The following is a 12175-nucleotide window of genomic DNA, read 5'->3' as shown; positions in this document are numbered from 1 at the left end:
GTTTTCTTTGTTTCGGTCCCACCCGCGGCCGGAGCAGGAAGGCGCGCACGGCCGGAGACGGTGGAGCCGGTCCTTCCGGTCAGACCGAGACGACCAGTTCAGGAGTTCCCACCATGACGGACACCAGCCGACCCGACGACGCCTTCCACGTCTTCGACACCACGCTGCGCGACGGAGCCCAGCGGGAGGGCATCAACCTCACCGTCTCCGACAAGCTGGCCATCGCGCGGCACCTGGACGAGTTCGGCGTGGGCTTCATCGAGGGCGGCTGGCCGGGCGCCAACCCGCGGGACACCGAGTTCTTCGCCCGCGCACGCGAGGAGGTCGACTTCCGGCACGCGAAGCTCGTCGCCTTCGGCGCCACCCGCAGGGCGGGCGGCTCGGCGGCGGACGACCCGCAGGTCAAGGCGCTCCTGGACTCCGGCGCCGACGTGATCACCCTGGTGGCCAAGGCGCACGACCGCCACGTGGAACTCGCCCTGCGCACCACCCTCGACGAGAACCTCGAGATGGTCCGCGACACCGTCGCCCACCTGGTGGCGGCGGGCCGCCGCGTCTTCGTCGACTGCGAGCACTTCTTCGACGGGTACCGCGCCAACCCCGCGTACGCCAAGGCCGTGGTCCGCACCGCCGCCGAAGCCGGCGCCGACGTGGTCGTCCTCTGCGACACCAACGGCGGCATGCTCCCCGCCCAGATCCACGCCGTGATCTCCACCGTCCTCGCCGACACCGGCGCCCGCCTGGGCATCCACGCCCAGGACGACACCGGCTGCGCGGTCGCCAACACGCTGGCCGCCGTCGACGCCGGCGCCACCCACGTCCAGTGCACCGCCAACGGCTACGGCGAACGCGTGGGCAACGCCAACCTCTTCCCGGTGGTCGCCGCGCTGGAGATCAAGTACGGCAAGCGCGTCCTGCCCGAGGGGCGGCTCCGCGAGATGACCCGGATCTCCCACGCCATCGCCGAGGTCGTCAACCTCACGCCCTCCACCCACCAGCCCTACGTCGGCGTCTCCGCCTTCGCCCACAAGGCCGGACTGCACGCCTCCGCGATCAAGGTCGACCCGGACCTGTACCAGCACATCGACCCCGAGCAGGTCGGCAACACCATGCGGATGCTGGTCTCCGACATGGCCGGCCGGGCGTCCGTGGAGCTCAAGGGCAAGGAGCTCGGCATCGACCTCGGCGGCGACCGGGAGCTGGTCGGCCGGGTCGTCGAACGGGTCAAGGAGCGCGAGCTCAGGGGCTACACCTACGAGGCCGCCGACGCCTCCTTCGAACTGCTGCTGCGCGCCGAGGCCGGCACCCTCCCGGTCTACTTCGAGGTGGACTCCTGGCGCGCGATCACCGAGGACCGCCCCGACGGCAGCCACGCCAACGAGGCCACGGTGAAGCTGACCGCCAAGGGCGAGACCATCCACGCCGCCGGCGAGGGCAACGGCCCGGTCAACGCCCTCGACCGGGCGCTGCGCGCGGGCCTGGAGCGGATCTACCCGGAGCTGGCCAAGATCGGCCTGGTCGACTACAAGGTCCGCATCCTGGAGGGCCGCTCCGGCACCGACTCCACCACCCGTGTCCTGATCTCCACCTCCGACGGCCGCGCCGAGTGGTCCACGGTCGGCGTCGCCGACAACGTGATCGCGGCGTCCTGGCAGGCGCTCGCCGACGCCTACACCTACGGCCTGCTGCGCGCCGGGGTCGAACCCGCCTGACCCCCGGCGGGCCGGCGGGCGCGGGGGAGCCGGGGAGAGCCGGGGAGAGCCGGGGGAGTCGGGGGAGCCGGGCAGTCGGGCGGGCCGGTGGACGGGCGGGGTGGCCCATTTCACCCTTTTGCCTCATTGGGCGTACCTTCGAACATATGAAGGGCACCCCGACCCGCCGGCGCCTCGGGCGACCGGCCTCCCTGGCGGCGGCCACGCTGCTGACCACGTCGGCCGCTCTGGTGACCGGCGTGCCCCTTGCCTCCGCCGCGCCCACCGGGACAGTGGCCGCGGCGGAGTTCAGCGTGGCCCCGGCCGCCGCCGACATGTCCGAGATCGCCGAGAGCCTGCGCAGCGACCCCGTCTACGTCGACCCGGAGGCGGCCGGCGAGCTCTCGCGGGCGGAGGCGGACGCCCTCGCCCAGCGGATCGAGAGCGCCGACCGGTCGGTCTTCCTGGTGGTCCTCCCCGAGGGCTACCCGACCGACGGCATCTTCGCCGACCTGCGCGCCGCCACCGGCGTCACCGGTGTCTACGGCATACGGGTGGGAGACCGGTTCGACGCCCGGGCCGACTCCTCGGTGATGTCCCGCCAGACCGTCGCCAACCTGGCCCGGAGCGTGGACGGCGAGCCCGCCGCGCAGCAGCTGGACAACTTCACCGACCGCGCGCTGTCCACCATGAGCGGATCGGCGCCCGACGGCTGGGAGGGCCGGAGCGACGGCACCGCCAACGGCGTCGGCGCGCTGGTCACCGTGGGCGCGCTGGCCGCGGCGGTCGGAGGCGGCGCGCTGGTGGTCAGCCGCCGGAGCCGCCGCCGCACCGAGGCCGCGCAGCGGGAGGCGCTGGAGCGGCTGCGGGTGGTGGTCGACGAGGACATCACCGCGTACGGCGAGGAACTGGACCGGCTGGACTTCCACCCCGGCGGACCCGGCGCCGACGACGCGATGCGCGGCGACTACGCGCGGGCGCTGGACAGCTACGAGGACGCCAAGCGGAAGATGGCCGCCGCCAAGCGGCCCGAGGACGTCAAGGGCGTCACCGAGACCCTTGAGGACGGCCGGTTCGCGCTCTCCGTGCTGGCGGCGCGGCGGGAGGGCCGTCCGCTGCCGGAGCGGCGGTCCCCCTGCTTCTTCGACCCGCGGCACGGCCCCTCGGTCGCCGACGCGCGCTGGACCCCGCCCGGCGGCACGGCCCGTGAGGTGCCGGTCTGCGCCGCGGACCAGGCACGGCTGGCGGACGGGCTGGAGCCGATGATCCGCGAGGTCGACACCGGCTACGGCAACCGCCGCCCCTACTGGGACGCGGGCCCCGCCTACGGCCCGTGGGCCGGCGGCTACTTCGGCGGCGCGCTGCTGCCGGGGCTGCTGGTGGGCACCATGCTCGGCGGCATGATGGCCGGCCCCGCCTACGGCGCGGGCTGGGGCGACGGCTACGGCGGCTACGAGGGCGGCGACTTCTCCGGCGGCGACTTCAGCTCCGGTGACTTCGGCGGCGGTTTCGGCGACTTCGGCGGTGGAGGCGGGGGCGACTTCGGCGGCGGCTTCTGACCCCGCCCGCACCGCCAAGACCCGCGCGGACACGGCGAGGGGGCGGCTCCCGGGACCACCGGGAGCCGCCCCCTCGCCCGTGCGCGGCGCGTGGCGGGTCAGACGGCGGCGTACACCGCGCCCAGGTACTGCGCGCCCTGCTCGGAGCCGACCAGCCCCGCCTTCATCTCGTTCATCACGTAGCAGAAGGTCATCCTCCGCTCGACGTCCATGACGATCTGCGAGCCGCCCCAGCCGCCCCAGAAGCAGATCCGGCCCTCCGGGACGAACGGCACCCCGGCCGGCTCCGGCAGGGCGAAGCCGATGCCGAAGCGCAGCGGCAGTCCGAGCACCTGGTCCACGCCATGGGCCTGCTCGCGGAAGATCAGGTCGACGGTCGCCGGCGACAGCAGCCGCACCCCGTCCACCTCGCCGCCGCGCGAGATCACCGACAGGGTCCGGGCCACCGACGCCGCGTTGCCGTGGCCGTTGGCGCCGCCGATGTCGGCGAGCCGCCAGCCCGGGGTGTTGGCGGCCTCCGCGTTCATCGGCGCGGAGGTCATGGTCCGCATCAGCACGCTCCGCGGGTCGAGCGCGGCGGGGTCCATCGCCATCGGCGGCGGCGGGATGATCTCGGCGCAGCGGTCCCAGTCCTCCTCCCGCGCGCCGATCCGGAAGTCGGTGCCCAGCGGGCCGGCGATCTCCTCGTCCACGAACCGCTTCAGCGGCCTGCCGCTCACCCGGCGGACCAGCTCGCCGACCAGGTGCCCGTAGTTCAGCAGGTGGTAGCCGGACCCCTCGCCCGGCGTCCAGAACGGGGCCTGCGCCGCCAGGTGCGACGTCGAGCGCTCCCAGTCGAAGATGGCGCCCGTCTCGAACGGAGCCTCCCAGCCGGACACCCCGGAGGTGTGGCTCAGCACGTGCCGGACCAGCACCCCCTCCTTGCCGTTCGCGGCGAACTCCGGCCAGTACTTGGCGACCGGCGCGTCCACGTCCAGCTCACCGCGGTCCACCAGGATCAGCGCGGCCAGCGCGGTCAGCGTCTTGGTCGTCGACCAGACGTTGACGATGGTGTCCCGCTCCCAGGGCCGGGTCCGCGCGGCGTCGGCGTACCCGCCCCAGATGTCGACGACCCGCTCCCCGTCGATGTCCAGGTACACCGACAGCCCGGTCTCCGCCCCCACCGCCAGATTCGCCTCGGCGGCCTCCCGCACCGCCGCGAACCGCTCGTCCACATACCCGCTCAGCTCGGCCACGCCCTGCCCCTCGTCCTGTTCCCGTCCGGGGCCCGACCCGACCGCCCGCCCCTGCCGACCCCAGCACCCTAGGAGCGCGGGGCGGCGCGGGGGAACGGACGGGACGCGATTCGGTGCGCGCGCACACACCGCGGGCGCGTTTCATGGTCACCGGCGGCGGGTCACCGGCGGCGGAACGCCGGAGGGCGGCGCCCGGAAGAGGTTCCGGGCGCCGCCCTCGGGGCGGGAGCGCGTTACGCCGCCAGCTTCGCCAGGGCCGCGTCGATGCGGGTCAGCGTGGCGTCCTTGCCGAGGACCTCCAGCGACTCGAAGAGCGGCAGGCCCACGGTGCGGCCGGTGACCGCCACGCGGACCGGGGCCTGGGCCTTGCCCAGCTTGAGGCCGTGGGCCTCGCCGGCGGCCAGGACGGCCTCCTTGAGGGAGTCCGCGGAGGACCAGTCGGCGGCCTCCAGCTTCTCGCGGGCCGTGCGCAGCAGCGCGTCCGAGCCCTCCTTCATCGCCTTCGTCCAGGACGCCTCGTCGAGGACCGGCTCCGGCAGGAAGAGGAAGTCGACGTTGGCGGTGATCTCGGAGAGCACCTTCAGCCGGGTCTGCGCGTGCGGCGCGATCGCCGCCCACTTGGCCTCGTCGAAGTCCTCCGGCGCCCACGGGGCGAACGGGGCCCGCAGCCACGGCTCGCAGCGGGCCGCGAACTCCTTCGGGTCCAGCATCCGGATGTGGTCGCCGTTGATCGCCTCGCACTTCTTGAGGTCGAAGCGCGCCGGGTTGGGGTTGACGTCCTTGAGGTCGAACGCGGCCACCATCTCCTCGACGGAGAAGACGTCACGGTCGGCGGAGAGGGACCAGCCCAGCAGCGACAGGTAGTTGAGCAGGCCCTCGGGCAGGAAGCCCTGCTCGCGGTAGAGGTTGAGCGAGGCCTGCGGGTCGCGCTTGGAGAGCTTCTTGTTGCCCTCGCCCATCACGTACGGCAGGTGGCCGAAGCGCGGGACGGCCTTGGCGACGCCCAGCTCGATCAGCGCGCCGTAGAGGGCGATCTGCCGCGGGGTGGAGGAGAGCAGGTCCTCGCCGCGCAGGACGTGGGTGATCTCCATCAGCGCGTCGTCGACCGGGTTGACCAGGGTGTACAGCGGGGCGCCGTTGGCCCGGACGATGCCGTAGTCCGGCACGTTCTCCGCGGTGAAGGTCAGCTCGCCGCGGACCAGGTCGTCGAAGGTGATCGTGGTGTCCGGCATCCGGAAGCGCACGATCGGCCTGCGGCCCTCCGCCTCGTAGGCGGCGACCTGCTCGGCGGTCAGCTCGCGGCAGTGGCCGTCGTAGCCGGACGGGCGGCCGGCCGCGCGGGCGGCCTCGCGGCGCTCGTCGAGCTCCTCGGTGGAGCAGTAGCAGTGGTAGGCGTGGCCGCCGTCCAGCAGCTTCTGCGCGACGTCGCGGTAGATGTCCATGCGCTCGGACTGCCGGTACGGCGCGTGCGGACCGCCGACCTCCGGGCCCTCGTCCCAGTCGAAGCCCAGCCAGCGCATCGCGTCGAGGAGCTGCTGGTACGACTCCTCCGAGTCGCGGGCCGCGTCGGTGTCCTCGATGCGGAAGACCAGGGTGCCCTGGTGGCGCCGGGCGAACGCCCAGTTGAACAGTGCGGTGCGCACCAGGCCCACGTGGGGGTTACCGGTGGGGGAGGGGCAGAAACGGACCCGTGGGGGTGCGCCCTGTTCGAGCGGAGCCGAGGAGGTGGGGGACGGTGCGCTAGCCACGCTTGACAACCTTGTTGGTGAGAGTGCCGATGCCTTCGATGGAGACGGCGACCTCGTCGCCGTCCTGGAGCGGGCCGACGCCCGCCGGTGTGCCGGTGAGGATCACGTCGCCGGGCAGGAGCGTCATCGCCGCCGAGATGTTCACGACCAGGTCCTCGACGGAGTTGACCATCTGCGCGGTGGTGCCGAGCTGACGCTGCTGCCCGTTGACCGTGCACTGGACGGCGAGGTCGGAAGGGTCCAGCTCGGTCTCGATCCACGGACCGAGCGGGCAGGAGGTGTCGAAGCCCTTGGCCCGTGCCCACTGCTGCTCACGGCGCTGCACGTCGCGGGCGGTGATGTCGTTGGCGCAGGTGTAGCCGAGGATCACGTCCTTCACCCGCTCCCGCGGGACCTCCCGGCACATCCGCCCGATGACCACGGCCAGCTCGGCCTCGTGGTGCAGCTCCTGGGAGAAGGACGGGTACTGGACGACGTCGCCGGAGCCGATCACGGAGGTGGACGGCTTGAAGAAGGCGAACGGCTCCGCGGCGGCCTCCCCGCCCATCTCCGCCGCGTGCTCCGCGTAGTTGCGGCCGAACGCGACGACCTTGCTGGGCAGGACGGGCGGCAGGAGGCGGACCTTGCTCAGCGGGACCTTGGTGCCGGAGAGCTCGAATTCCGCGAACGGGATGCCCTTGATGATGTCGAGGACGAGTTCGTCCTGCTGGTCGCCCTCGACCACGCCGAAGGCGACGTTCCCGTCGATGGAGAATCTGGCGATGCGCACGGGATCCTGATGCCCCTCACTGAGCTGCCGGCCGGAGTCTGACGCTCCAGGCTAACGCGGAGGAAGGGGCCGGGGTGGCGCACCGTCCGGACCGCGCCGGGGGCCGGCTACTCGGCGGCGCGGACCGGGGCCTCGTTCAGCACCGTGCGCCGGGGGTTCGCGGTCTGCGCCGGCAGGTCGACGGAGTGCTCCCGCTCCTCGCCGAGCAGGTGCGCGGCGTCTTCCAGGTGCGCCAGGGTGGTGCGGCGCGGGTTGGCGGTGATGCGAGAGCTCATGTTCGTCTTCACTGTCGTTCGGACCCCTCGGGTGGCGGGTGCTGCGGCGTCGGCGGCCGCCGGGCGGCATTCCCGGCGGTCCTGTCAAGGGTTCAGACTAAAACGTCAGGCTAAGTGCGGGCCTCCCCGCCCGAGGGGTGAAGGGTCCGTGAAACCTTAGTGATTTTCCTCACGCTCCGGGCCGTCATTTCCGGCAGAACGGGTCATTCGGTCGTCGAGGCATACCGGACAAACCCAAGTGAAAGTCTGCATTCCGCTCCTGATCATCGCGACTGGGACAGCGGGACGCGCCCGGCGGAACCTGGGGGAACATCCGGTTTGTCCAAGATGAACGTCCACACCGGGTGACATGCTCGGTACACGGTGTCATCTGGGTCACGGGCACCCCTACGGGCCTTGTTGAGGATCGGCCACTGTGCTGGAATTCCACGGACCGTCGTGGGAGCACCATGCCGACGCTCCGGCGTGACACAGCCGCGGGCGCGGTTCAGGAGGGGGAAGAAGCGCCGGTCGATCCGACCGAGAAGGTCACTTCACGACCACCAAACGGGGGCGCCGCCCGAACGCGCCCTCGCATACGCCGACACCGTCCCCTCCCCCCGGAGGGACGCCTGGTCCAGAGGTTGCGACGCTAGTGCAGGGACGTTTCAAGAGGGATGGCAGCGCTTCGGCGGAGCCGGAGCCACACAACGGGACCGCACGCGGTGCCTCGCCCCAGCACGCCCAGCCTCCGGGCCAGGGACCGGACGCCGCCCCCGCGGCCCCGCCCATCAAGCCGGCGGGCAACGGACCGACGGGCCCGGGCTCCCGGATAGCCCTGCGCAACTGGCGCATCTCCACCCGCCTGGTGTCGCTCCTCGCGCTGCCCGTGGTCGCCGCGACCACCCTCGGCGGCCTGCGCATCAGCGACTCGCTCGAGGACATGCAGCAGCTGGAGAACATGCAGCTGCTCACCGAGATGACCAAGCAGGCCACCGAGCTGGCCGAGGCGCTCCAGGAGGAGCGCGACGTCACCGCCGGACCGCTGGCCCACGACGGCAAGGACAGCGACTACCGCGTCAAGACGCCCCGCGAGCGCACCGACCGCGCCAAGGCCCAGTTCCTCAAGGACACCGAGGCCGTCGACGCCCAGCTCAGCGACGGCCAGCTCCAGGGCGTGCGCGACAGCCTCGTCGGCCTGGTCGGCGAGCTGCGCGACCTGAACAAGCTCCGCAAGAACGCCTACGACGCCGACGACAACGCCACCCAGACCGTCGAGTCGTACCACCGTGTCATCACCCAGCTGCTCGACCTGTCCACCGACATGGCCGAGGCGACCAGCAACCCGGAGATGATCCAGCGCACCCGCGCCCTGGCCGCCTTCTCCAGCGCCAAGGAGTACGCGTCCATGCAGCGCGCGGTCATCGCCGCCTCGCTGCCCAAGGACGCCTCCTCGTTCGCCGACATCTCCGAGAACGACCGCCTCTACGGTGAGGCCGCCGTCGAGGGCGAGAAGAGCGAGCTGGACACCTTCCGGACCATCTACGGCTCCGGCGCCCAGAAGACGCTCGACCCGCTCGGCAACAACAGCGTGATCGAGGCCGCGGACAAGTACGCGGACACCGTGCTCAGCCCCAACGGCAGCCGTAACGTGGGCAAGCAGTCCTACCAGGACTGGGTGGACGACGCCTCCACCAAGCTGGAGTCGATGAGCAGCATCGAGCACACGCTCCTCGAGGAGATGGAGCAGAAGGCCCGCGAGCTCCAGTCCGAGGCCCAGCGCGAGGCGCTGATCTCCGGTGTCCTGATCCTCGTCGTGCTCGGCGTGTCCCTGGTCGGCGCCTTCGTGGTGGCCCGCTCCATGATCCGCTCGCTGCGCCGGCTGCAGGACACCGCGACCAAGGTCGCCAAGGACCGCCTGCCCGAGCTGGTCAAGCAGCTCTCCGAGGCCGACCCGCAGGACGTCGACACCACCGTCGAGTCGGTCGGTGTGCACTCCCGGGACGAGATCGGCCAGGTGGCCGCGGCCTTCGACGACGTGCACCGCGAGGCGGTCCGCCTCGCCGCCGAGCAGGCCCTGCTCCGGGGCAACGTCAACGCGATGTTCACCAACCTCTCGCGCCGCTCGCAGGGCCTCATCCAGCGCCAGCTGACGCTCATCTCCGAGCTGGAGTCCCGCGAGGCCGACCCGGACCAGCTCTCCTCGCTGTTCAAGCTGGACCACCTCGCCACCCGCATGCGCCGTAACGGCGAGAACCTCCTCGTCCTCGCGGGCGAGGAGCCCGGCCGCCGCTGGACCCGGCCGGTCCCGCTGGTCGACGTGCTGCGCGCCGCGGCCTCCGAGGTGGAGCAGTACGAGCGCATCGAGCTGGCCACGGTCCCCAAGACCGAGATCGCCGGCCGCGTCGTCAACGACCTCGTGCACCTGCTCGCCGAGCTGCTGGAGAACGCCACCTCGTTCTCCTCCCCGCAGACCAAGGTCCGCGTCACCGGTCACGCGCTGCCCGACGGCCGCGCGCTGATCGAGATCCACGACACCGGCATCGGCCTCTCGCCCGAGGACCTCTCCGCGATCAACGAGCGCCTCGCGGCGCCGCCCACGGTGGACGTGTCCGTCTCCCGCCGCATGGGCCTGTTCGTGGTCGGTCGTCTGTCGCAGCGCCACGGCATCCGCATCCAGCTCCGTCCCTCGGACTCCGGCGGCACCACCGCGCTGGTCATGCTCCCGGTGGACGTCGCGCAGGGCGACAAGAAGGCGGTGCCCAAGGCCGGCCAGAGCGGTCAGGGCGGCGGCATCGCCGCGGCCGCTGCCGGCGCGGCCGCGGCCCGGCGCGGCGGCGGCACGGCGATCGGCTCGGGCGCCCGTCCGGCGCTGCCCGGCCGTGACTCCGGCGGCCCCGGCGGCGGCTTCGGCCAGGGCGGTGCGGGCGGCGGCTTCGGTCAGGGCGGCTCCGGCGGCCAGGGTGGTCCCGGCGGCCAGGGCGGCATGCCCGGCGGCGGGCCCGGCCAGGGCCGTCCCGGCACCGGCACCGGGTTCGGCGGCGGGCCCTCGGCCCAGGCCCCGCAGACCCCGGGCCCGCAGGCACCGGCCCCCCAGGGCCAGGCCGCGCAGTCCCCGCAGGCCGCGCAGTCCCCGCAGGCCGGCTTCCCGGGCGCGTCCGGGCCGCAGCAGAACCGCGGCCAGGTCCCCGCCCAGCGCACCGGTTCCGTCCCCACCCCGCACCCGGGCCGTCCCGGTCCGGGCAACGCGCAGGGCATGGGCCAGGGCCTGGGCCAGGGCGGCGGCGCCCCCCAGCAGGGCCGCCCGCAGGCCGGTCAGCCCGGTCAGCGCCAGCCCCAGCTGCCGGCCTCCGGCGGCGTCCCGCGCCCGGAGCTGCCCGGCGGCACCGGCCCGCAGCACCGCCGCCCGGCCGGCTCCCCGCCCGAGGGTCCGCGCGGGCACGAGGAGTTCCAGCAGACCTCCCAGCTGCCGCGGATCGACGACCAGCAGGGCCCGGGCTCCACGGCGCAGTTCCCGCGCCCGGACTTCGACGCCCCCGTCCCGCCGCAGCAGACCCCGGCGCCCGGCCGGCAGCACCCGCAGCAGGGTGCCCGTCCCGAGCAGCCGCAGGCTCCGCAGTACGGCGCCGGTCCGGGCGCCGGCCAGTACCCGCAGCAGGGCTACGGGGCCGCGCCGCAGGACTCCTCGTCCACCGGCCAGTTCCCGGCGCCGGGCCAGTACCCGGCCCAGGACTCCTCCTCCACCGGCCAGTTCCCGGCGCCCGGCCAGTACCCCGCCCAGGACTCCTCCTCCACCGGCCAGTTCCCGGCGCCCGGCCAGTACCCCGCCCAGGACCCCTCGTCCACCGGCCAGTTCGCCCAGCCGCAGGCCGGCGGGCAGCAGGGCTACGGCGGTTACGGCACGCAGCAGCCCCAGCAGGGCGACCTGCCGCCGGCCGACGGCCGGGCGGACGGCGGCACCCCGCTGTTCGACTCGCTGGAGACCAACTGGTTCCGCGGCCAGCAGCAGGCCGCCGGCCAGCAGCAGGCGGCGGGGCAGCAGCAGTCGGCCCCGCAGGGCCGGCCGCAGCAGCCGCAGGCCGGCCGTCCGAACGGTCCGCAGCAGGGACCGGGTCAGGCCCGCCGCCCGCAGCAGCCCGCGCAGGGCACCCCGCAGCAGCAGCGGCCCGGCGCCGGGGCACCGGCCCAGCGGCCGTCGGCGGCCCCTTGGCGCAGCTCGCCCAACGACGAGCTCTCCCGCCAGGCAGAGCGCGCCCGCAAGCCCAGCGCGGGCGGCGTCACGACGTCCGGCCTGCCGCGCCGCGTACCCAAGGCGAACCTCGTCCCGGGCACGGCGCAGCAGAACCAGCACACCGGCGGGCCGCAGGTCTCCCGCGCGCCCGACGCCGTGCGAGGCCGGCTGACCAATCTCCGCCGGGGCATCGCGCAGGGACGGCAGGCCTCCTCGGGCCAGACCGGTTCCTACCCCAGCCCCACTCACCAGCAGGAGCGTTAGTTGAGCCCGATGAGCCAGGCGGCACAGAACCTGAACTGGTTGATCACGAACTTCGTGGACAACACGCCCGGGGTCTCCCACACCGTCGTCGTCTCCGCCGACGGTCTGCTCCTGGCGATGTCCGAGGGCTTCCCGCGTGACCGCGCCGACCAGCTCGCCGCGGTCGCGTCGGGACTCACCTCGCTGACCGCGGGCGCCTCGCGGATCTTCGAGGGCGGCCATGTGAACCAGACGGTCGTCGAGATGGAACGTGGTTTCCTTCTGATCATGTCCGTCTCCGACGGCTCGTCCCTGGCCGTGCTCGCCCACCCCGAGTGCGACATCGGCCTGGTGGGCTACGAGATGGCCCTGCTGGTCGACCGCGCGGGCGCCGTGCTCACGCCCGACCTGCGCGCCGAGCTCCAAGGCAGCCTGCTCCGCTGAG

Annotated in this window: 8 protein-coding genes; 4 read left to right on the top strand and 4 right to left on the bottom strand. The window is 73.3% G+C overall.

Going from position 1 to position 12175, the window contains the following annotated elements; all coding sequences use genetic code 11:
• The first annotated feature begins 113 nt into the window (after window positions 1-113).
• Both cimA and ABZ836_RS20010 read left to right on the top strand, forming a co-directional pair.
• Window positions 114-1712, top strand: a complete 1599-nt coding sequence (cimA, locus tag ABZ836_RS20015) for a citramalate synthase (RefSeq protein ID WP_361143933.1) — start codon at window positions 114-116, stop codon at window positions 1710-1712.
• A 146-nt stretch (window positions 1713-1858) separates the two neighbouring features.
• Window positions 1859-3250, top strand: coding sequence for a hypothetical protein (locus tag ABZ836_RS20010; protein ID WP_361143930.1), 1392 nt, complete (start codon window positions 1859-1861; stop codon window positions 3248-3250).
• A 98-nt stretch (window positions 3251-3348) separates the two neighbouring features.
• Here ABZ836_RS20010 and ABZ836_RS20005 read toward each other — a convergent pair whose 3' ends face one another.
• From ABZ836_RS20005 to ABZ836_RS19990, 4 genes are all read right to left on the bottom strand, one after another.
• The gene (locus ABZ836_RS20005) at window positions 3349-4485 is read right to left on the bottom strand and encodes a serine hydrolase domain-containing protein (RefSeq protein ID WP_356137003.1); all 1137 of its coding nucleotides are present in this window, start codon (window positions 4483-4485) and stop codon (window positions 3349-3351) included.
• Window positions 4486-4718: 233 nt separating this feature from the next.
• Window positions 4719-6233 carry a glutamate--tRNA ligase gene (gltX, locus tag ABZ836_RS20000; protein ID WP_356137005.1) on the bottom strand — a complete coding sequence of 505 codons (1515 nt, stop codon included), beginning with the start codon at window positions 6231-6233 and terminating at the stop codon, window positions 4719-4721.
• Window positions 6226-7002 (bottom strand): fumarylacetoacetate hydrolase family protein, encoded by a 777-nt coding sequence (locus ABZ836_RS19995; RefSeq protein ID WP_356137007.1) that lies wholly within the window; start codon window positions 7000-7002, stop codon window positions 6226-6228. Before ABZ836_RS19995 ends, gltX begins: the two co-directional genes overlap by 8 nt.
• Window positions 7003-7109: 107 nt before the next feature.
• Complete coding sequence (locus ABZ836_RS19990) at window positions 7110-7289, bottom strand: hypothetical protein (protein WP_361143925.1); 180 nt, start codon at window positions 7287-7289, stop codon at window positions 7110-7112.
• A 622-nt stretch (window positions 7290-7911) separates the two neighbouring features.
• Between ABZ836_RS19990 and ABZ836_RS19985 the strand changes: the two genes are divergently transcribed.
• The gene (locus ABZ836_RS19985) at window positions 7912-11751 is read left to right on the top strand and encodes a nitrate- and nitrite sensing domain-containing protein (RefSeq protein WP_361143922.1); all 3840 of its coding nucleotides are present in this window, start codon (window positions 7912-7914) and stop codon (window positions 11749-11751) included.
• Window positions 11752-12174, top strand: a complete 423-nt coding sequence (locus ABZ836_RS19980; RefSeq protein WP_108954246.1) for a roadblock/LC7 domain-containing protein — start codon at window positions 11752-11754, stop codon at window positions 12172-12174. It abuts the gene before it with no gap.
• Window position 12175: the final 1 nt, after the last annotated feature.

The organism is Streptomyces sp. NPDC047130 (assembly GCF_040643475.1).
GTDB lineage: Bacteria > Actinomycetota > Actinomycetes > Streptomycetales > Streptomycetaceae > Streptomyces.
Note: the sequence above shows the minus strand (reverse complement) of the source record. Positions and strands in the feature narration are given on the sequence as shown.

Bases quoted from the DNA above. Each gene is read 5' to 3' on its own strand.
- cimA (WP_361143933.1), top strand. From the start codon at position 114: ATGACGGACACCAGCCGACCCGACGACGCCTTCCACGTCTTCGACACC.
- ABZ836_RS20010 (WP_361143930.1), top strand. From the start codon at position 1,859: ATGAAGGGCACCCCGACCCGCCGGCGCCTCGGGCGACCGGCCTCCCTG.